Raw genomic sequence first — 21,585 nt, forward strand, 5'->3', positions numbered from 1 at the left:
ACGACTAAAACCGCCAGGTTTTAGCCGAGGCTGATCTGCACTTCCACGCCTGCCGCAAGGTCGAGCTTCATCAGCGCATCAACGGTTTTATCCGTCGGCTGGACGATGTCCAGAACACGCTTATGAGTGCGGATTTCGTACTGATCACGCGCGTCTTTGTTGACGTGCGGGGAAATCAGAACGGTATACCGCTCCTTACGAGTAGGCAGAGGAATCGGACCACGCACCTGAGCACCAGTACGTTTCGCGGTTTCCACGATTTCCTGGGTAGATTGATCGATCAGGCGATGGTCAAAAGCCTTCAACCGAATACGGATTTGTTGGTTTTGCATTTTGACCTCAGATTCCAAGCTGCTAATCCCCACAGACGGACTACGCCCGTTCGAGGGAGGCGCAATTGTACGGATGCCCCCCAGGGGTGTCAACTTTTAACCAGTTCAAAAGAAAAGGGCCCCGAAGGGCCCCTTTCTTTCAAGCGGATCGTTGATTACTCGACGATCTTGGCAACCACGCCGGCGCCGACGGTACGACCGCCTTCGCGGATCGCGAAGCGCAGGCCGTCTTCCATGGCGATCGGCTTGATCAGGGTGACAACCATCTTGATGTTGTCGCCCGGCATTACCATCTCAACGCCTTCCGGCAGTTCGCACGAACCGGTCACGTCAGTGGTACGGAAGTAGAACTGCGGACGGTAGCCCTTGAAGAACGGGGTGTGACGACCACCTTCTTCCTTGGACAGAACGTACACTTCAGCTTCGAACTTGGTGTGCGGCTTGATGGTGCCCGGCTTGGCCAGAACCTGACCACGCTCGACTTCATCACGCTTGGTGCCGCGCAGCAGCACGCCACAGTTCTCACCAGCACGACCTTCGTCCAGCAGCTTGCGGAACATCTCAACGCCGGTGCAGGTGGTCTTGGTGGTCGGACGCAGACCAACGATTTCGATTTCTTCCTGGATCTTGACGATACCGCGCTCTACACGACCGGTAACAACAGTACCGCGGCCGGAGATCGAGAATACGTCTTCGATCGGCATCAGGAACGGACGGTCGATGGCACGAACCGGCTCAGGAATGTAGCTGTCCAGAGTCTCGACCAGCTTCTTAACAGCGCTGGTGCCCATTTCGTTGGTGTCTTCGCCGTTCAGAGCCATCAGCGCGGAGCCGATGATGATCGGAGTGTCGTCACCCGGGAAATCGTAGGTGCTCAGCAGGTCGCGAACTTCCATCTCGACCAGTTCCAGCAGCTCAGCGTCGTCAACCATGTCGGCCTTGTTCAGGAACACGACGATGTACGGTACGCCAACCTGACGGGACAGCAGGATGTGCTCACGAGTTTGCGGCATCGGGCCGTCGGCAGCCGAGCAGACCAGGATCGCGCCATCCATCTGGGCAGCACCGGTGATCATGTTCTTCACGTAGTCGGCGTGGCCCGGGCAGTCAACGTGCGCGTAGTGACGAATGTTGGAGTCGTACTCTACGTGCGCAGTGTTGATGGTGATACCACGAGCTTTTTCTTCCGGAGCGCTGTCGATCTTGTCGAAGTCGACCTTGGCCGAACCGAAAACTTCGGAGCAGACACGGGTCAGAGCAGCGGTCAGAGTGGTCTTACCGTGGTCAACGTGACCGATGGTGCCGACGTTGACGTGCGGTTTGTTACGTTCGAATTTTTCCTTAGCCACGACAGTAAACCTCTTACTTAAAGGGCGGGATTAGCCTTGTTTTTTAACCAGTGCTTCGACGATGTTCGCCGGAGCCTCTGCGTACTTGGAGAATTCCATGGAGTAGCTGGCGCGACCCTGGGACATGGAACGAACGTCGGTAGCGTAACCAAACATCTCGCCCAGCGGAACTTCGGCACGGATGACCTTGCCGGAGACCGAATCTTCCATACCCTGGATCAGACCACGACGACGGTTCAGGTCACCCATCACGTCACCCATGTAATCCTCAGGAGTCACCACTTCCACTTTCATGATCGGCTCGAGCACCTTGCCGCCACCCTTCTGGGCCAGCTGCTTGGTCGCCATGGAGGCAGCGATCTTGAACGCCATCTCGTTGGAGTCGACGTCGTGGTAGGAACCATCGAACACGGTAGCCTTCAGGCCGATCAGCGGATAGCCGGCGACGACGCCGTTCTTCATCTGCTCTTCGATACCCTTCTGGATAGCCGGGATGTATTCCTTCGGTACCACACCACCAACGACCTCGTTAGTGAACACCAGGCCTTCAGTGATGTTGCCCTTGTCGTCCACGTCCGGAGTCGAGAAGCGAATCCAGCAGTGACCGAACTGACCGCGACCACCGGACTGACGAACGAACTTGCCTTCGATCTCGACAGCGTCCTTGGTGATGGTTTCACGGTAGGAAACCTGCGGCTTACCGATGTTGGCTTCAACGTTGAATTCGCGCTTCATGCGGTCAACGAGAATGTCCAGGTGCAGCTCACCCATACCGGAGATGATGGTCTGACCGGTTTCCTCGTCAGTCTTGACGCGGAACGACGGGTCTTCCTGAGCGAGTTTGCCCAGAGCGATACCCATCTTCTCCTGGTCAGCCTTGGTTTTCGGCTCTACAGCTACCGAAATCACCGGCTCCGGGAAGTCCATACGTTCGAGGATGATCTGCTTCTCGGGATCGCACAGGGTTTCACCAGTGGTGACGTCCTTCATGCCGATCAGAGCAGCGATGTCACCAGCGCGTACTTCTTTGATCTCTTCACGCTGGTTGGCGTGCATCTGCACCATACGACCAACGCGCTCTTTCTTGCCCTTCACGGAGTTGATGACCGACTGGCCAGACTCCAGAACGCCCGAGTAGACGCGAACGAAGGTCAGGGTACCGACGAACGGGTCGGTCGCGATCTTGAACGCCAGAGCCGAGAACGGCTCGTTGTCGTCCGCGTGACGCTCGTCGTAGTCCGACTCTTCCATCTGCTCTTTCGGCTTCTCGGCCAGATCCGGGTGGATACCCTTGATCGCCGGGATCTCGGTCGGAGCAGGCAGGAAATCGATGACGGCGTCCAGAACCAGGGGAACACCCTTGTTCTTGAACGAAGAACCGCAGACAGCAGGAACGATCTCGCTCGCCAGAGTACGGGCGCGCAGACCAGCCTTGATGTCGTCGACGGACAGGTCACCTTCTTCGAGGTACTTGTTCATCAGCTCTTCGTTGGCCTCGGCAGCAGCCTCGACCATGTTGGAGCGCCACTCGTTGGCCAGGTCTACCAGCTCCGCAGGAATCTCTTCCTCGCGATAGGTAGTGCCCTTGTCGTCATCGTTCCAGTAGATGGCTTTCATCTTGATCAGGTCGACCTGACCCTGGAAGTTGTCTTCGGCACCGATGGCGATCTGGATTGGAACCGGAGTGTGACCCAGACGGTTCTTGATCTGACCGACGACGCGCAGGAAGTTGGCACCGGCACGGTCCATCTTGTTCACGTAGACGATACGCGGAACACCGTACTTGTTGGCCTGACGCCATACGGTTTCGGACTGCGGCTCAACGCCCGAAGTACCACAGAACACGACGACGGCACCGTCGAGTACGCGCAGGGAGCGCTCTACTTCGATGGTGAAGTCAACGTGACCGGGGGTATCGATGACGTTTACGCGGTACTTGTCGTACTGACGACGAGAACCTTCCCAGAAGGTGGTGATCGCAGCAGAAGTAATGGTAATACCACGCTCCTGCTCCTGAACCATCCAGTCGGTGGTCGCGGCGCCATCATGCACCTCGCCCATCTTGTGGCTCAGGCCTGTGTAGAACAGGATCCGCTCGGTAGTGGTGGTCTTGCCCGCGTCAACGTGGGCACAGATACCGATGTTACGGTAGCGGTTAATTGCTGTATTACGAGCCATAAAGCCCTCGCAAGGTTAGTGGAGCCGGAATTAGAAGCGGTAGTGCGAGAAAGCCTTGTTGGCTTCAGCCATACGGTGCACGTCTTCACGCTTCTTGACAGCAGCGCCTTTGCCTTCAGCAGCATCCAGCAACTCACCAGCCAGACGCAGAGCCATGGACTTCTCACCACGCTTGCGCGCGTAGTCCACCAGCCAGCGCATGGCCAGAGCGTTACGACGGGACGGACGAACTTCGACCGGAACCTGGTAGGTAGCACCGCCTACACGGCGGGACTTGACTTCGACCAGCGGAGCGATGGCGTCGAGAGCTTTCTCGAAGATCTCCAGGGGATCGCTGTTCTTGCGTGCTTTGACAGTGTCCAGAGCACCGTAAACGATGCGCTCGGCCACGGCCTTCTTGCCGCTTTCCATCACGTGGTTCATGAATTTGGCGAGGATCTGGCTTCCGTATTTCGGATCGTCCAGGATCTCACGCTTGGCTGCTACACGACGTCTTGGCATTGATAAGCCCTCAAACGGTCTTCAGGTTAGCTCGGGACCAACGGCGAACGCCGCGCCCGACCTTACTCTTATCGACTCAACTAAATAAAAAGGATCAAGCGGCCTTATTTCGGACGCTTGGTACCGTACTTGGAACGACCCTGCTTACGGTCTTTGACGCCGGAGGTATCCAGCGAACCACGCACGGTGTGGTAGCGCACACCCGGAAGGTCTTTTACACGACCGCCACGGATCAGCACGACGCTGTGCTCTTGCAGGTTGTGGCCTTCACCGCCGATGTACGAAGACACTTCGTAGCCGTTGGTCAGACGCACGCGGCATACTTTACGCAGTGCCGAGTTAGGTTTCTTCGGCGTGGTGGTGTACACGCGGGTGCACACGCCACGACGCTGCGGGCAGTTCTGCAGCGCAGGCACGTCGGATTTCTCGACGATGCGCTTACGCGGCTGACGTACCAGCTGGTTGATAGTTGCCATCTACTAGCTCCACTGTTGTCTTTCGACGCTCACAAATAAAGATGGCAGAGCCAAACGCCCTGCCAAATTTAGGGGTGCATGAGTCTAAAGAGACTCACGCCCCCAGTCAAGGCAAAGCCCCGCCAGCGAACTGACGGGGCTTCGACTCAATTTCCGCTGGAGTTCAGCGCTTCGGTCAGTGCGGCTTCGACCTCACTGGCGCTGACGCGGACCGGCTTGTCGGCATCACGCTTGCGCTTGCGCTCGCTGTGATAGGCCAGGCCGGTACCAGCCGGGATCAGACGACCCACGACCACGTTCTCTTTCAGGCCACGCAGGTAGTCGCGCTTGCCAGTAACCGCCGCCTCGGTGAGGACGCGGGTGGTTTCCTGGAAGGAAGCCGCCGAGATGAACGACTCGGTGGACAGCGACGCCTTGGTGATACCCAGCAGTACGCGGGTGTACTTGGCGATGAACTTGTCTTCCTCGGCCAGACGCTCGTTCTCGCCCAGAACCTGGGTGAGCTCCATCTGGTCGCCCTTGATGAAGGACGAATCGCCGGACTCGCTGACTTCGACCTTGCGCAGCATCTGACGCAGGATGGTCTCGATGTGCTTGTCGTTGATCTTCACGCCCTGCAGACGGTAGACGTCCTGGATCTCGTTGACGATGTACTTGGCCAGCGCGCTGACGCCCAGCAGACGCAGGATGTCGTGCGGATCGCTCGGACCGTCGGAGATGACTTCACCCTTGTTGACCTGTTCACCTTCGAACACGTTCAGGTGACGCCACTTCGGAATCAGCTCCTCGTACGGATCGCTGCCATCGGTCGGAGTGATGACCAGACGGCGCTTGCCCTTGGTCTCCTTGCCGAACGAGATGGTGCCGCTGATTTCCGCCAGGATCGAAGCTTCCTTCGGACGACGGGCTTCGAACAGGTCGGCAACGCGCGGCAGACCACCGGTGATGTCGCGGGTCTTCGAGGTTTCCTGCGGGATACGGGCAATAACGTCACCGACCGCGATCTGCGCACCATCCGCCACGCCGACCAGGGCGTTGGCAGGCAGGAAGTACTGGGCCGGTACGTCGGTACCCGGCAGCAGCAGTTCCTTGCCGTTGGCGTCGACCATCTTGATGGCCGGACGAATGTCCTTGCCAGCAGCCGGACGATCCTTCGGATCCATCACCTCGATGTTGGTCAGACCGGTCAGTTCGTCGGTCTGGCGCTTGATGGTGATGCCCTCCTCCATGCCGACGAAGGTCACGATACCCTTCATTTCGGTCACGATCGGGTGGGTGTGCGGGTCCCACTTGGCGACGATGGCGCCAGCGTCGACCTTGTCGCCTTCCTTCACGGAAATCACGGCACCGTACGGCAGCTTGTAGCGCTCGCGCTCACGACCGAACTCGTCGGCCACGGCCAGCTCACCGGAACGGGAAACCGCTACCAGGTTGCCGTCGACACGCTCGACGTGCTTCAGGTTGTGCAGACGGATCGCACCACCGTTCTTCACCTGGACGCTGTCGGCAGCCGAGGTACGGCTTGCAGCACCACCAATGTGGAAGGTACGCATGGTCAGCTGGGTACCCGGCTCACCGATCGACTGGGCAGCGATAACGCCGACCGCCTCACCGATGTTGACCTGGTGACCACGGGCCAGATCGCGGCCGTAGCACGCGGAGCAGATGCCGTAGCGGGTTTCGCAGGTGATCGGCGAACGCACGACCACTTCGTCGACGCTGTTCAGCTCGATGAACTCGACCCACTGCTCGTCGATCAGGGTACCGGCCGGCACGATGATCTCGTCGCTGCCCGGCTTCGGCACGTCCTTGGCGATGACACGACCCAGAACGCGCTCACCGAGCGGCTCGACCACGTCGCCGCCTTCGATGTGCGGAGTCATCAGCAGACCATGCTCGGTGCCGCAGTCGACCTCGGTCACCACCAGATCCTGGGCCACGTCGACCAGACGACGGGTCAGGTAACCGGAGTTCGCGGTCTTCAGTGCGGTATCCGCCAGACCTTTACGAGCACCGTGGGTGGAGATGAAGTACTGCAGAACCGACAGACCTTCACGGAAGTTCGCCGTGATCGGCGTTTCGATGATGGAACCGTCCGGCTTGGCCATCAGACCACGCATACCGGCCAGCTGACGAATCTGGGCGGCGGAACCCCGCGCACCGGAGTCGGCCATCATGTACATGGAGTTGAAGGACTCCTGCTCGACGGTCTTGCCTTCGCGATCGACCACCGGCTCTTTCGAGAGGTTGGCCATCATCGCCTTGGAGACTTCGTCGTTGGCCTTCGACCACAGGTCGATCACCTTGTTGTACTTCTCGCCCTGGGTAACCAGGCCGGAGGCGTACTGCGATTCGATTTCCTTCACTTCCTCGGTGGCGGCATCGATGATGCGCGCCTTTTCATCCGGGATGACGAAGTCGTTCACGCCGATCGACACACCGGAGATGGTCGAGTAGGCGAAACCGGTGTACATCAGCTGGTCGGCGAAGATGACGGTGTCCTTCAGACCCACGGTGCGGTAGCACTGGTTGATCAACTTGGAGATCGCCTTCTTCTTCATCGGCTGGTTGACCACGTCGTAGGACAGGCCGGCCGGTACCACCTGGAACAGCAGCGCGCGGCCGACAGTGGTGTCGACGATGCGGGTGTTCTTGCTGATCGAACCGTCTTTCTCTTTGACGGTTTCGTTGATACGCACTTTCACACGGGCGTGCAGGGACGCTTCGCCGGCGCGGAACACGCGGTCGACTTCCTGCAGGTCGGCGAAGACGCGACCTTCACCCTTGGCGTTCACCGCTTCACGGGTCATGTAGTACAGACCCAGAACCACGTCCTGCGACGGTACGATGATCGGCTCGCCGTTGGCGGGCGAGAGGATGTTGTTGGTCGACATCATCAGCGCGCGCGCTTCCAGCTGGGCCTCGAGGGTCAGCGGCACGTGCACGGCCATCTGGTCACCGTCGAAGTCGGCGTTGTACGCGGCGCAGACCAGCGGGTGCAGCTGGATGGCCTTGCCTTCGATCAGAACCGGCTCGAACGCCTGGATACCGAGACGGTGCAGGGTCGGTGCACGGTTGAGCAGCACGGGATGTTCGCGGATGACTTCGGCGAGAACGTCCCAGACCTCGGGCAGTTCGCGCTCGACCATCTTCTTGGCCGCCTTGATGGTGGTCGCCAGACCACGGGCTTCCAGCTTGCCGAAGATGAACGGCTTGAACAGTTCCAGAGCCATCTTCTTCGGCAGACCGCACTGGTGCAGGCGCAGGGTCGGGCCCACGGTAATAACGGAACGACCGGAGTAGTCCACGCGCTTACCGAGCAGGTTCTGACGGAAGCGACCTTGCTTACCCTTGATCATGTCGGCCAGCGACTTCAGCGGACGCTTGTTCGAGCCGGTGATGGCGCGACCGCGACGGCCGTTGTCGAGCAGGGCGTCGACCGCTTCCTGCAGCATGCGCTTTTCGTTGCGCACGATGATGTCCGGCGCCGACAGATCGAGCAGGCGCTTCAGACGGTTGTTACGGTTGATCACGCGGCGATACAGATCGTTCAGATCCGAAGTCGCGAAGCGGCCACCATCCAGCGGGACCAGCGGACGCAGGTCCGGCGGCAGAACCGGCAGAACGGTCAGGACCATCCACTCCGGCAGGTTGCCGGAGTCCTTGAAGGCTTCCATCAGCTTCAGGCGCTTGGACAGCTTCTTGATCTTGGTCTCGGAGTTGGTCTGCGGAATCTCTTCACGCAGGCGACCGATCTCGTGATCCAGGTCGATGGCGTGCAGCAGCTCGCGCACGGCTTCGGCGCCCATGCGCGCGTCGAAGTCGTCACCGAACTCTTCGAGGGCTTCGAAGTACTGCTCGTCGTTCAGCAGCTGACCCTTCTCGAGGGTGGTCATGCCCGGATCGATCACCACGTAGCTCTCGAAGTAGAGCACGCGCTCGATGTCACGCAGGGTCATGTCCATCAGCAGGCCGATACGGGACGGCAGCGACTTCAGGAACCAGATGTGGGCGACCGGCGAGGCCAGTTCGATGTGCGCCATGCGCTCACGACGAACCTTGGCCAGCGCGACTTCAACGCCGCACTTCTCGCAGATCACACCGCGGTGCTTGAGGCGCTTGTACTTGCCGCACAGGCACTCGTAGTCCTTGACCGGGCCAAAGATCTTGGCGCAGAACAGGCCGTCGCGCTCTGGCTTGAAGGTACGGTAGTTGATGGTTTCCGGCTTTTTAACTTCACCGAACGACCACGAACGGATCATCTCAGGCGAGGCCAACCCGATGCGGATGGCGTCGAACTCTTCGATCTGACCCTGGTTTTTCAGCAAATTCAGTAGGTCTTTCAAGGCCTTTCCTCCTGGCGGAGCGGAGAGCGGGCTAACCGCCCCGCTCTCCTCACGTCGCGTGTTATTCGGTTTCCAGATCGATGTCGATGCCGAGCGAACGGATCTCTTTGATCAGCACGTTGAAGGACTCGGGCATGCCCGGCTCCATGCGGTGATCGCCATCCACGATGTTCTTGTACATCTTGGTACGGCCGTTCACGTCGTCCGACTTCACGGTCAGCATTTCCTGCAGGGTGTAGGCGGCACCGTAGGCTTCCAGCGCCCAGACCTCCATCTCCCCGAAACGCTGACCACCGAACTGCGCCTTACCACCCAGCGGCTGCTGGGTAACCAGGCTGTAGGAACCAGTGGAACGCGCGTGCATCTTGTCGTCCACCAGGTGGTTCAGTTTGAGCATGTACATGTAGCCGACGGTGGTCGGGCGCTCGAACTGGTTACCAGTACGACCGTCGAACAGACGCATCTGGCCGCTTTCCGGCAGATCAGCCAGCTTCAGCATGGCCTTGATCTCGGTTTCCTTGGCACCGTCGAACACGGCAGTCGCCATCGGCACGCCGCCTTTCAGGTTCTTCGCCAGCTCGAGGATCTCGTTGTCGGAGAACTCGTCGAGGTTTTCCTGACGACCGCCGATCTCGTTGTAGATCTCGGCGAGGAACTTGCGCAGCTCAGCGATCTTGCGCTGCTCTTCGAGCATGCGGTTGATCTTCTCGCCCAGGCCCTTGGCCGCCAGGCCCAGGTGGGTTTCGAGGATCTGACCGACGTTCATACGCGACGGTACGCCCAGCGGGTTGAGGACGATGTCGACCGGCGTACCGTTGGCGTCGTGCGGCATGTCTTCGACCGGCATGATCACCGAGACCACACCCTTGTTACCGTGACGACCGGCCATCTTGTCACCCGGCTGGATGCGACGGCGGATGGCCAGGTAGACCTTGACGATCTTCAGTACGCCCGGAGCCAGGTCATCGCCCTGCTGCAGCTTGCGCTTCTTGTCTTCGAACTTGTCGTCGAGCAGCTGACGGCGGTCGGAGATGTAGGCCTGGGCCTTCTCCAGCTGCTCGTTCAGCGCGTCGTCGGCCATGCGCAGCTTGAACCACTGACCACGCTCGAGGCCGTCGAGGAACTCGTCGGTGACCGCGCTGCCTTTCTTCAGGCCGGCGCCGCCTTCGGCGATGGCACCCACCAGAGCGGAACGCAGACGCTCGAAGGTCGCACCTTCGACGATGCGGAACTCTTCGTTCAGATCCTTGCGGATCTCGTCGAGCTGCTCTTTCTCGATGGCCAGGGCACGGCTGTCGCGCTCGACACCATCACGGGTGAAGACCTGTACGTCGATGACGGTACCCTTGGTGCCAGTCGGCACGCGCAGGGAGGTGTCCTTCACGTCGGACGCCTTCTCACCGAAGATCGCACGCAGCAGCTTCTCTTCCGGAGTCAGCTGGGTCTCGCCTTTCGGGGTGACCTTGCCGACCAGGATGTCGCCCGGGCCGACTTCGGCACCGACGTAGACGATACCGGCTTCGTCCAGCTTGTTCAGTGCAGCTTCACCAACGTTCGGGATATCCGAGGAGATTTCCTCTGGGCCGAGCTTGGTGTCACGCGCCACACAGGTCAGTTCCTGGATGTGGATGGTGGTGAAGCGGTCTTCCTGAACCACGCGCTCGGACAGGCAGATGGAGTCTTCGAAGTTGAAGCCGTTCCACGGCATGAACGCAACGCGCATGTTCTGACCCAGCGCCAGTTCACCCATGTCGGTGGACGGGCCGTCAGCCATGATGTCGCCACGCGCAACCTGATCACCCTTGCTCACCAGCGGACGCTGGTTGATGCAGGTGTTCTGGTTGGAGCGGGTGTACTTGGTCAGGTTGTAGATGTCGACACCGGCTTCGCCAGTTTCGACTTCGTCATCATTGACGCGAACCACGATACGGCTGGCGTCGACCGAGTCGATCACACCACCGCGACGGGCCACGACGCAGACACCGGAGTCACGGGCGACGTTGCGCTCCATGCCGGTACCTACCAGCGGCTTGTCGGCGCGCAGGGTCGGTACAGCCTGACGCTGCATGTTCGAACCCATGAGTGCACGGTTGGCGTCGTCGTGCTCGAGGAACGGAATCAGCGAGGCAGCGACGGAAACAACCTGCTTCGGCGAAACGTCCATCAGGGTGACGTCTTCCGGCGCCTTCACGGTGAATTCGTTCAGGTGACGTACGGCAACCAGCTCGTCGACCAGCTCACCCTTGTCGTTCAGGGTGGCGGAGGCCTGGGCGATCACGTGATCGGCTTCTTCGATGGCCGACAGGAACACGATGTCGTTGGTGACCTTGCCTTCCTTGACCACGCGGTACGGGCTTTCCAGGAAGCCGTACTGGTTGGTGCGGGCGTAGGCAGCCAGCGAGTTGATCAGACCGATGTTCGGACCTTCAGGCGTCTCGATCGGGCACACACGGCCGTAGTGGGTCGGGTGTACGTCGCGGACTTCGAAGCCGGCGCGCTCACGGGTCAGACCACCTGGGCCGAGTGCGGATACGCGGCGCTTGTGGGTGATCTCGGAGAGCGGGTTGTTCTGGTCCATGAACTGGGAAAGCTGGCTGGAACCGAAGAACTCCTTCACCGCCGCCGCAACCGGCTTGGCGTTGATCAGGTCCTGCGGCATCAGGCCTTCGCTTTCGGCCATCGACAGACGTTCCTTGACCGCGCGCTCGACACGCACCAGGCCCACGCGGAACTGGTTCTCGGCCATCTCGCCGACGCAACGTACGCGACGGTTACCCAGGTGGTCGATGTCATCGACGATGCCTTTGCCGTTACGGATATCGACCAGGGTCTTCAGTACGGCAACGATGTCTTCCTTGCTCAGCACGCCCGAACCTTCGATCTCGGTACGACCGATACGACGGTTGAACTTCATGCGGCCGACGGCGGACAGGTCGTAACGCTCGGCGCTGAAGAACAGGTTGTTGAACAGGGTCTCGGCTGCGTCCTTGGTTGGCGGCTCGCCCGGACGCATCATGCGGTAGATCTCGACCAGCGCTTCCAGCTGATTGGTGGTGCTGTCGATCTTCAGGGTGTCACTGATGAACGGACCACAGTCGATATCGTTGGTGTACAGGGTCTCGAAGCGGACAACCTGTGCCTTGGACATCTTGACCAGCAGGTCGGCGGTCAGCTCGGTGTTGCACTCGGCGATGATTTCGCCGGTGGCCGGATGCACGACGGCCTTGGCAGTGGTGCGGCCAATGACGTACTCGAGCGGAACGTCCAGCTCTTTGATGCCAGCCTTGTCCAGCTGGTTGATGTGGCGGGCAGTGATACGACGGCCCTGCTCCACGATCACCTTGCCGCTGCCGTCCTTGATGTCCAGGACCGCGACTTCACCGCGCAGGCGCTGAGGCACGAGCTCCAGGCTCAGGCCTTCGCTCTTAACGTGGTAGACGTTGGTGTCGTAGAAGGCATCCAGCACTTCCTCGGTGCTGTAGCCGAGCGCGCGCAGCAGGACGGACGCCGGCAGTTTGCGGCGACGGTCGATACGCACGAATACCGCGTCCTTCGGGTCGAACTCGAAGTCCAGCCAGGAACCGCGGTACGGGATGATGCGAGCGGAGTACAGCAGCTTGCCCGAGCTGTGGGTCTTGCCACGGTCGTGGTCGAAGAACACGCCCGGCGAACGGTGCAGCTGGGAAACGATCACACGCTCGGTACCGTTGATGACGAAGGTACCGTTCTCGGTCATGAGCGGGATTTCGCCCATGTACACTTCCTGCTCTTTGATGTCCTTGATCGCTTTGTTCGACGACTCTTTGTCGAAAATGATCAGACGCACCTTCACGCGCAGCGGCACGGCGAAGGTCACGCCACGCAGGACGCACTCCTTGACGTCGAACGCCGGATCGCCCAGGCGATAGCCGACGTACTCCAGAGCGGCGTTGCCGGAGTAGCTGATGATCGGGAATACCGATTTGAAGGCCGCATGCAGGCCGATGTCACGGAACTGTTCCTTGCTCGCCCCTTGCTGCAGGAATTCGCGATAGGAATCCAGCTGGATGGCCAGGAGGTAAGGCACATCCATGACATCCGGCAACTTGCTAAAGTCCTTGCGGATACGTTTTTTCTCAGTGTATGAGTAAGCCATCAGCGTTCCCCAGCTTGGTCACCTGCTTATTTGGCCAGCGCCGGCGGCGATGACCAGAAAATCGTGCAAACCCTCGGTTTGCGGCCGCCTCTCGGGCGGGATCTTCCCGATCCCAGGCTGACTGACGAACAGCCAACCTAGAACGGAAAAAGGCCGGTGGCAAAAGCCACCAGCCATCAGCCTTGTGCGAGTCGCTCGGGCTGTAGACGCAAGGTGCGAACTTACTTGAGCTCGACCTTGGCGCCTGCTTCTTCCAGGGCTTTCTTGGCAGCTTCGGCTTCTTCTTTCGAAGCGCCTTCCTTGACCACGCCCGGGGCGCCGTCAACGACAGCCTTGGCTTCTTTCAGGCCCAGACCGGTCAGCTCGCGAACAGCCTTGATCACGTTCACTTTCTTGTCGCCAGCTTCAGCCAGAACGATGGTGAACTCGGTTTGCTCTTCAGCAGCCGGAGCAGCAGCAGCCGGACCGGCAGCAACAGCAGCAGCAGCGGTAACGCCGAAGGTTTCTTCCATCGCTTTGATCAGCTCAACGATTTCCATAACGGATTTCTGGCCGATAGCTTCGATGATTTGCTCGTTAGTCAGGGACATGACTATCAATTCCTGTATTGGGGTGACGGCCTTACGCGACCATCAAATTAAACATGTGATTTCGAAAGTGCTTACGCGGCCTTAGGCAGCAGCAGCTTCTTTCTGGTCGCGAATAGCTGCCAGCGTGCGAGCGAGTTTGCTGGTGGCGCCTTGAATCACGCTCATCAGCTGGGCAATGCCCTCTTCGCGGGTCGGCAGGCTTGCCAGTACGTCGATCTGGTTTGCTGCGAGGAACTGGCCCTCGAACGCAGCTGCCTTGATCTCGAACTTGTCCTGACCCTTGGCGAAATCCTTGAAGATACGGGCAGCAGCGCCCGGATGTTCGTTGGAGAACGCGATCAGGGTCGGGCCTTTGAACACGTCGTTGAGCACGTCGAACTGAGTGCCTTCAACAGCGCGCTTGAGCAGGGTGTTACGTACGACTTTCACGTACACACCAGCCGCTCGGGCCTCTTTACGGAGTCCGGTCATTGCGCCGACGGTCACGCCACGGGCATCAGCCACGACAGCGGACAGACCGGCTTTGGCAGCCTCGTTGACTTCAGCGACGATGGCCTTCTTGTCTTCGAGTTTAATTGCCACGGGTTTACTCCTGGATGTTACCGTTTCGTCCGACATGGGCCGGACGGCGTTTTGGTGTCTGATTCGGTATGAATCGGGAGCACCATCTGCGTAGGCTCAGGGAGATCGCTCTCTCTGCTTTAAAGCTTGCGCCACCTACGGTCTTGGATAGCCCCCGCCAGGCAGGGACCCCAATTTTTTCAAAGCCGGCAGCACAAGGCTGCCGGCTCAATCACTTACGCGTCGAGCGAAGCCTGATCGATGATCAGACCAGGACCCATGGTGGTGCTCAGGGTCACACGCTTGACGTAGATGCCTTTCGAAGTCGACGGCTTCAGACGCTTCAGGTCAGCCAGCAGGGCTTCCACGTTCTGCTTCAGCGCGGTGGCTTCGAAGCCGACCTTGCCAACGGAGGTGTGGATGATGCCGTTCTTGTCGGTACGGAAACGCACCTGACCAGCCTTGGCATTCTTGACCGCGGTAGCGACGTCCGGAGTCACGGTGCCGACTTTCGGGTTCGGCATCAGACCGCGCGGGCCGAGAACCTGACCCAGCTGGCCAACAACGCGCATGGCGTCCGGGGAAGCGATGACGACGTCGTAGTTCAGGTCGCCGGCTTTCATTTCGGCAGCCAGATCGTCCATACCTACCTTGTCGGCACCAGCAGCCAGAGCGGCTTCAGCGCCCGGACCCTGGGTGAACACGGCAACGCGAACGCTTTTACCGGTGCCGTTCGGCAGAACGGTGGCGCCACGAACGACCTGGTCGGATTTACGCGGGTCTACGCCCAGGTTCACGGCGACGTCGAAGGACTCGGTGAACTTGACAGCAGACAGCTCGGCCAGCAGGCCGGCAGCTTCTTCGAAGGTGTAGGCCTTGCCGGCTTCAACCTTGGCCGCAATGGCCTTTTGGCGCTTGGTCAACTTAGCCATTACACACCCTCCACGTTCAGGCCCATGCTACGAGCGGAGCCGGCGATGGTGCGCACGGCCGCATCCAGGTCAGCGGCAGTCAGATCGGCCTGCTTGGTCTTGGCGATCTCTTCCAGCTGAGCACGGGTAACGGTGCCTACTTTGACGGTGTTCGGGCGAGCGGATCCGCTGCTCAGGCCAGCGGCCTTCTTCAGCAGTACCGATGCCGGGGTGCTCTTGGTTTCAAAGGTGAAGCTACGGTCGCTGTAAACGGTGATGATCACAGGAGTCGGCAGACCAGGTTCCATGCCCTGAGTCTTGGCGTTGAACGCCTTGCAGAATTCCATGATGTTGACACCGTGCTGACCCAGAGCCGGACCAACGGGTGGCGACGGGTTTGCCTGACCGGCTTTAACCTGCAGCTTGATATAAGCCTGAATTTTCTTAGCCATTAGCTACTCCAATTTCGGGTTCGAACGCCTGACGGCTCCCCGAGGTTACTTACGCATTTATCCCAGTGACGACAAAACCCCGCAGCCTAAGGCTGCGGGGTGTGGGATGCTTATGTCAGTTATGCCTTCTCGACCTGACTGAACTCCAGCTCGACCGGGGTGGAGCGACCGAAGATGGTCACTGCAACCTGGATACGGCTCTTCTCGTAATTCACTTCTTCGACCACACCACCGAAATCGGCGAACGGGCCATCGACAACACGAACCATCTCGCCCGGCTCGAACAGCGTCTTCGGCTTGGGCTTGTCGCCGTTATCGGCAACACGACGGAGAATGGCTTCAGCTTCTTTCTCGGTGATCGGCGCCGGCTTGTCGGCAGTACCACCAATGAAGCCCATGACGCGCGGCGTATCCTTGATCAAGTGCCAAGTCGCCTCGTTCATTTCCATCTGGACCAGAACATAGCCAGGGAAGAACTTGCGCTCACTCTTGCGCTTCTGACCGTTGCGCATCTCGACCACTTCTTCAGTGGGCACGAGAATTTCGCCGAATTCATCTTCCATTCCAGCGAGTTTCACGCGCTCGATCAGCGAGCGCATCACATGCTTCTCGTAACCCGAGTAGGCATGCACGACGTACCAACGCTTAGCCACGAGACACCCTTAACCAACAATCAGGGAAACAAGCCAACCGAGCAGGGAATCGAGCCCCCACAACAGCAGCGCCATTACCAGGACAACCGCGACCACGATCAATGTGGTCTGCGTGGTTTCCTGACGGGTCGGCCAAACAACTTTACGAATCTCGACGCGAGCTTCTTTCAGCAGAACCGCGAACGCCTGGCCACGAGCAGTCTGAAACGCCACGAAGGCAGCAACAGCACCCAGAGCAACCAGACCCAGAACACGATACAGAACCGGCTCAGCAGAGAAGTACTGATTACCTACGACACCCACAACAACCAGGGCAGCGACAACCAGCCACTTGACCAGATCAAAGCGAGAGTCTTTGGCTTCAGCCTTAACATTCATTCGAGAAGATCCTGTGAAAGACACGCCAGATTCGTTAGAAAATGGCAGGTCAGGAGGGAATCGAACCCCCAACCTGCGGTTTTGGAGACCGCCGCTCTGCCAATTGAGCTACTGACCTAAAGCAAAATCAGGCCGACCATTATGCCGGCCTGAGAGGAACAGATCAACCGATTACTCGACGATCTTGGCAACCACGCCGGCGCCGACGGTACGACCGCCTTCGCGGATCGCGAAGCGCAGGCCGTCTTCCATGGCGATCGGCTTGATCAGGGTGACAACCATCTTGATGTTGTCGCCCGGCATTACCATCTCAACGCCTTCCGGCAGTTCGCACGAACCGGTCACGTCAGTGGTACGGAAGTAGAACTGCGGACGGTAGCCCTTGAAGAACGGGGTGTGACGACCACCTTCTTCCTTGGACAGAACGTACACTTCAGCTTCGAACTTGGTGTGCGGCTTGATGGTGCCCGGCTTGGCCAGAACCTGACCACGCTCGACTTCATCACGCTTGGTGCCGCGCAGCAGCACGCCGCAGTTCTCACCAGCACGACCTTCGTCCAGCAGCTTGCGGAACATCTCAACGCCGGTGCAGGTGGTCTTGGTGGTCGGACGCAGACCAACGATTTCGATTTCTTCCTGGATCTTGACGATACCGCGCTCTACACGACCGGTAACAACAGTACCGCGGCCGGAGATCGAGAATACGTCTTCGATCGGCATCAGGAACGGACGGTCGATGGCACGAACCGGCTCAGGAATGTAGCTGTCCAGAGTCTCGACCAGCTTCTTAACAGCGCTGGTGCCCATTTCGTTGGCGTCTTCGCCGTTCAGAGCCATCAGCGCGGAGCCGATGATGATCGGAGTGTCGTCACCCGGGAAATCGTAGGTGCTCAGCAGGTCGCGAACTTCCATCTCGACCAGTTCCAGCAGCTCAGCGTCGTCAACCATGTCGGCCTTGTTCAGGAACACGACGATGTACGGTACGCCAACCTGACGGGACAGCAGGATGTGCTCGCGAGTTTGCGGCATCGGGCCGTCGGCAGCCGAGCAGACCAGGATCGCGCCGTCCATCTGGGCAGCACCGGTGATCATGTTCTTCACGTAGTCGGCGTGGCCCGGGCAGTCAACGTGCGCGTAGTGACGAATATTGGAGTCGTACTCTACGTGCGCGGTGTTGATGGTGATACCACGAGCTTTTTCTTCCGGAGCGCTGTCGATCTTGTCGAAGTCGACCTTGGCCGAACCGAAAACTTCGGAGCAGACACGGGTCAGAGCAGCGGTCAGAGTGGTCTTACCGTGGTCAACGTGACCGATGGTGCCGACGTTGACGTGCGGTTTGTTACGTTCGAATTTCTCTTTAGCCATCTTGACCGTCTCCCAACGAAGAATTGAGCAAGCCATGCTGCCATTAAAACAAAGGCAGATACTTTCATATCTGCCTTCATTAGATGGAGCTCATGAGCGGACTTGAACCGCTGACCTCACCCTTACCAAGGGTGTGCTCTACCAACTGAGCTACATGAGCCAAACTCTATTGCGCCAACCACAAACTGGAGCGGGCAGCGGGAATCGAACCCGCATCATCAGCTTGGAAGGCTGAGGTTCTACCACTGAACTATGCCCGCGGAGCCTGCAGCTCACGCTGAATCTGGTGGAGGGGGAAGGATTCGAACCTTCGAAGTCGATGACGTCAGATTTACAGTCTGATCCCTTTGGCCGCTCGGGAACCCCTCCAAAGTGAGGCGGCATTTTCTAGATCTGCCACCCTGCTGTCAAGCTTTTTCTCATTAAAATCTTGAGGTTAGCTACTTTGACAACATCTTCGTCGGGAACCAACTTTGACCACCCTGCGAAGCGGGCGCCATTCTATGCAAACTACCGGAGCAATGCAACGCCCTCGCACGGCATTAATTGATGTTGCAAACCTGCGAAGTCTCCAGCCAGTTGCCCCAGCAGAAATTCGTCGGCCAGGCGCCTGCTTTGCGGGGCCACCCGCACCCAGAAACTGCGATGGGCACGCGACAGCTCGCGCATCTGCGGCTCGTAACCCACCTCGCGAAGGCGCTGCATGACGCTGTCGGCCGAATCGCTGCGCGGGAAGATGCCCAGGGAGATGCCGTTCGCCAACTCCCCCTGCGTGATGATGTAACTGTCGATGCGCCGCGCCTGCAGCTCTCGCAACTGACGCAACGACGCCTGCCGGGACGCCAGCGGAGGCAGATAGACCCAAAACTCCACGCCCGCAGCCGCATCGATGCTGTGAACCTCGGCCTGTATGTCCAGGCTCAGCAGGCGCTGCTCGACGACCCGGGCGCGAGACTCTTCCTCGAAGCTCCCCAGGAAAAGACACACCGCCGCCTCGGAGGCAGCCGCCTGTGGCTCGACCTCCGGCTGCCTTGCGGGCAGACGAGGCGACTCGGCCTCGCTGAGCAGCCGTATGTCCTTGCGCGCCCCCTGATAGGAACTGGCCGACGCCACCTCCTTGGCTCGCAACGGCGCCTGCTGTTGATGCCAGACGTAGTAGAACGCGTTAAGAAGTAGCAGCAGTAGCAGGAACCAGCGCATGCCTTGCCTCAATTCAGGGGGCAGGCGATCGCCAACCCGACAAATACCAGATCCGCGACGACCTGAGCGCCCGGCACGGCATCACGCACCAGGTCCGCGTCCCCACCCGTCAGGAACACCTCGAAGCCATCCGGAAAGCGCGCTGTCGCCTGCGCCAACTGCTCGGCGACGAACCCACGCAGCATCAGCACGCAACCGCGCTCGACCGCCTCCGCGGTGGAGCGCCCAGGATCCAGCTCCTGCAATGCCGCGAGCGCCACCTGGCGGTCGTAACGAATGCGCCGGGTGTGCGTGCTCAGCTGATCACGCATCAACGGCAGCCCCGGACAGATGAAGCCGCCCAGGTGCGCACCGTCGGCGGAGATGAAATCGGCAGTGACGGCCGTCCCCAGATCCACCACCAGACAGGCGCGCTGACCGAGATGGTAAGCCCCGAGCACGGCCAGCCAGCGGTCCAGGCCCAGGCGCTGGAAGTCAGCATAGCCATTGCGTACCGCGCCGACCTGACTGGCGGACTGAGCGCAAACCGCCTCCACGCCCAGAGACGCACGCAGACGGGCGACCAACTGCTCGGTCTCGGCATCGCTGCGCACACTGACCATGCGGCAATGCTCCACCTGCAGATCGGGGACAGCCGACAGCGCCTCGAACAGGCCAGCATCGTCGTTGACCACGCCAGCGGCAATACGCTGAGCAGCGTCGATGGAGATCACTCGCCATTTGATGAAGCTGTTACCGCAGTCGAGCTCAAGAATCATGCTGCAACCTCAGGCTCAACTCGCCACCGCTGAAGGTTTGATCGACACCATCGACACTCAGCCGAATCGCCCCTCGTTCATCGACGCCCTGCACCACACCCAGGATTGCGTTGCTTCCCGCGGTCAACGCGACGGAGCGGCCTCGCCACACGTGCAGCGCCTCCCACTCTTCTCGCAAGCCGGCAAAGCCCTGCTGCCAATGCGTGGAGAGATGCACACGCAACTGCTTCAGGAGTTCAGCCGCCAACTGATTGCGGTCGAGCGCGTGGCCGAGACACTGCCGCACCGACGTCCAGGGCTGATCGATCAACGCGGGCGTATCGACCAGCATGTTCACATTGATACCGATACCGATCACGACATGACAGACATCTGCAGGATCACCGGCGAGCTCGAGCAGTATTCCGGATATCTTGCGCCCGTCGACCAACACATCATTCGGCCACTTCAGCCCGGCCGCAGTCACGCCACACACCCGCAGCGCTTTCGCCACCGCCAGGCCGACGGTCAGACTCAGGGCCTCGACCTGACTCATTCCACCATCAACGCGCAGGACAAGACTGCAATAGAGGTTCTCGGCAAACGGACTCGCCCACACTCGACCTCGCCGCCCGCGACCCGCGGTCTGACGCTCGGCAAGCAACACGAAAGGCGGACGAGCGCCGGAATCGAGGCGGCGGAAGATCTCCGCATTCGTCGAATCCAGGCTGGACTCGACAGCGATGGGCCAGCCCACCTCTCCCGCCGCCTGTGAAATCCGCTCGGCATCGAGCAGGACCAGGGGCGAAGAAAGCCGATAGCCTTTACCTGGGACCTTGAACACCTCGACCCCCAGCTCAGCCTCCAGGCCCTGCAACTGCTTCCAGATGGCACTCCGACTGATCCCGAGCCGAGCCCCAAGGGCTTCACCGGAATGGAAGCGACCATCCTGCAGAAGTTTCAACAATTCCAGCATGCGAGGCCCCGCTATGAACAAGGCTGGCATGATAACGACGAGGCTTGTACTTGCATAGAAAACGCAGTGTTCCACCGCCGATCCGGGGAGAAGATCCAAGCATTGCACCGCGCCGGCAAACACCCCCGAAAGCGCTGCACAGGAACACCTTCAGCCGCGAACGCCCCGACCACCCAGGTACGGCGATCACCGCGATCGCCCGCAAGCGGGCTCCTACGGGAACTTCGCCAGGCCGCGTATCGTAGGAGCCGGCTTGCCGGCGATCACGGGCCCTGCAGGTTGCCCCACCAACCCCGCGGCCGGTTGGCGCTGCCCACACCCGACTTTCTGCCGCGCAAAGAAGAAACCCCAGACCTCGTTAGAGATCTGGGGTTTCGTATAGGAGCTTGACGATGACCTACTCTCACATGGTGAAGCACCACACTACCATCGGCGATGCGTCGTT

General features: G+C 59.8%; 17 protein-coding genes and 4 tRNA genes. All 21 read right to left on the reverse strand.

From position 1 onward, the window contains the following. Positions 1-20 precede the first annotated feature (20 nt). On the reverse strand, positions 21-332 hold the full coding sequence (gene rpsJ, locus EPK82_RS03695) for a 30S ribosomal protein S10 (protein WP_003243886.1): 312 nt from the start codon (positions 330-332) through the stop codon (positions 21-23). 155 nt (positions 333-487) lie between these two features. Next, positions 488-1,681: an elongation factor Tu gene (gene tuf, locus EPK82_RS03700; RefSeq protein WP_134675806.1), complete on the reverse strand. Its 1,194-nt coding sequence runs from the start codon at positions 1,679-1,681 to the stop codon at positions 488-490. Between the two features lie 30 nt (positions 1,682-1,711). Further along, positions 1,712-3,859, reverse strand: coding sequence for an elongation factor G (gene fusA, locus EPK82_RS03705; RefSeq protein WP_037057235.1), 2,148 nt, complete (start codon positions 3,857-3,859; stop codon positions 1,712-1,714). Positions 3,860-3,889: 30 nt separating this feature from the next. Continuing rightward, a complete protein-coding gene (rpsG, locus tag EPK82_RS03710) occupies positions 3,890-4,360 on the reverse strand; it encodes a 30S ribosomal protein S7 (protein WP_003246741.1) in 471 nt (156 codons plus the stop codon). Positions 4,361-4,464: 104 nt separating this feature from the next. Then, positions 4,465-4,836, reverse strand: coding sequence for a 30S ribosomal protein S12 (gene rpsL, locus EPK82_RS03715; protein ID WP_004373429.1), 372 nt, complete (start codon positions 4,834-4,836; stop codon positions 4,465-4,467). A 146-nt stretch (positions 4,837-4,982) separates the two neighbouring features. Next, positions 4,983-9,182 (reverse strand): DNA-directed RNA polymerase subunit beta', encoded by a 4,200-nt coding sequence (gene rpoC / locus EPK82_RS03720; protein WP_037057238.1) that lies wholly within the window; start codon positions 9,180-9,182, stop codon positions 4,983-4,985. Between the two features lie 61 nt (positions 9,183-9,243). Further along, positions 9,244-13,317 (reverse strand): DNA-directed RNA polymerase subunit beta, encoded by a 4,074-nt coding sequence (gene rpoB / locus EPK82_RS03725; RefSeq protein ID WP_037057242.1) that lies wholly within the window; start codon positions 13,315-13,317, stop codon positions 9,244-9,246. A gap of 221 nt (positions 13,318-13,538) precedes the next feature. Further along, on the reverse strand, positions 13,539-13,907 hold the full coding sequence (gene rplL / locus EPK82_RS03730) for a 50S ribosomal protein L7/L12 (protein WP_037057245.1): 369 nt from the start codon (positions 13,905-13,907) through the stop codon (positions 13,539-13,541). An 81-nt stretch (positions 13,908-13,988) separates the two neighbouring features. Continuing rightward, positions 13,989-14,489 carry a 50S ribosomal protein L10 gene (gene rplJ, locus EPK82_RS03735; protein WP_037057248.1) on the reverse strand — a complete coding sequence of 167 codons (501 nt, stop codon included), beginning with the start codon at positions 14,487-14,489 and terminating at the stop codon, positions 13,989-13,991. A gap of 215 nt (positions 14,490-14,704) precedes the next feature. Further along, positions 14,705-15,400 (reverse strand): 50S ribosomal protein L1, encoded by a 696-nt coding sequence (gene rplA, locus EPK82_RS03740; protein ID WP_037057251.1) that lies wholly within the window; start codon positions 15,398-15,400, stop codon positions 14,705-14,707. Then, positions 15,400-15,831 (reverse strand): 50S ribosomal protein L11, encoded by a 432-nt coding sequence (rplK, locus tag EPK82_RS03745; protein WP_021488823.1) that lies wholly within the window; start codon positions 15,829-15,831, stop codon positions 15,400-15,402. Before rplK ends, rplA begins: the two co-directional genes overlap by 1 nt. 119 nt (positions 15,832-15,950) lie before the next feature. Next, positions 15,951-16,484 carry a transcription termination/antitermination protein NusG gene (gene nusG, locus EPK82_RS03750; RefSeq protein ID WP_037057253.1) on the reverse strand — a complete coding sequence of 178 codons (534 nt, stop codon included), beginning with the start codon at positions 16,482-16,484 and terminating at the stop codon, positions 15,951-15,953. 9 nt (positions 16,485-16,493) lie between these two features. Next, positions 16,494-16,862: a preprotein translocase subunit SecE gene (secE, locus tag EPK82_RS03755; protein WP_037057257.1), complete on the reverse strand. Its 369-nt coding sequence runs from the start codon at positions 16,860-16,862 to the stop codon at positions 16,494-16,496. 42 nt (positions 16,863-16,904) lie between these two features. After that, positions 16,905-16,980: transfer RNA gene (locus EPK82_RS03760), tRNA-Trp, on the reverse strand. Positions 16,981-17,033: 53 nt separating this feature from the next. Beyond that, on the reverse strand, positions 17,034-18,227 hold the full coding sequence (gene tuf, locus EPK82_RS03765) for an elongation factor Tu (RefSeq protein ID WP_134675807.1): 1,194 nt from the start codon (positions 18,225-18,227) through the stop codon (positions 17,034-17,036). Between the two features lie 84 nt (positions 18,228-18,311). Further along, positions 18,312-18,387: transfer RNA gene (locus EPK82_RS03770), tRNA-Thr, on the reverse strand. A gap of 26 nt (positions 18,388-18,413) precedes the next feature. Further along, positions 18,414-18,487, reverse strand: a tRNA-Gly gene (locus EPK82_RS03775). Positions 18,488-18,511: 24 nt separating this feature from the next. After that, positions 18,512-18,596: transfer RNA gene (locus EPK82_RS03780), tRNA-Tyr, on the reverse strand. A 141-nt stretch (positions 18,597-18,737) separates the two neighbouring features. After that, positions 18,738-19,427, reverse strand: coding sequence for an SPOR domain-containing protein (locus EPK82_RS03785; RefSeq protein ID WP_134675808.1), 690 nt, complete (start codon positions 19,425-19,427; stop codon positions 18,738-18,740). An 8-nt stretch (positions 19,428-19,435) separates the two neighbouring features. Further along, complete coding sequence (locus EPK82_RS03790; RefSeq protein WP_134675809.1) at positions 19,436-20,185, reverse strand: pantothenate kinase; 750 nt, start codon at positions 20,183-20,185, stop codon at positions 19,436-19,438. After that, entirely contained in the window at positions 20,175-21,140 is a 966-nt protein-coding gene (gene birA, locus EPK82_RS03795) for a bifunctional biotin--[acetyl-CoA-carboxylase] ligase/biotin operon repressor BirA (RefSeq protein WP_134675810.1), read from the reverse strand. Before birA ends, EPK82_RS03790 begins: the two co-directional genes overlap by 11 nt. Between the last annotated feature and the right edge of the window lie 445 nt (positions 21,141-21,585).

Origin of the sequence: Ectopseudomonas khazarica, from assembly GCF_004521985.1 — a bacterium.
GTDB lineage: Bacteria > Pseudomonadota > Gammaproteobacteria > Pseudomonadales > Pseudomonadaceae > Aquipseudomonas > Aquipseudomonas khazarica.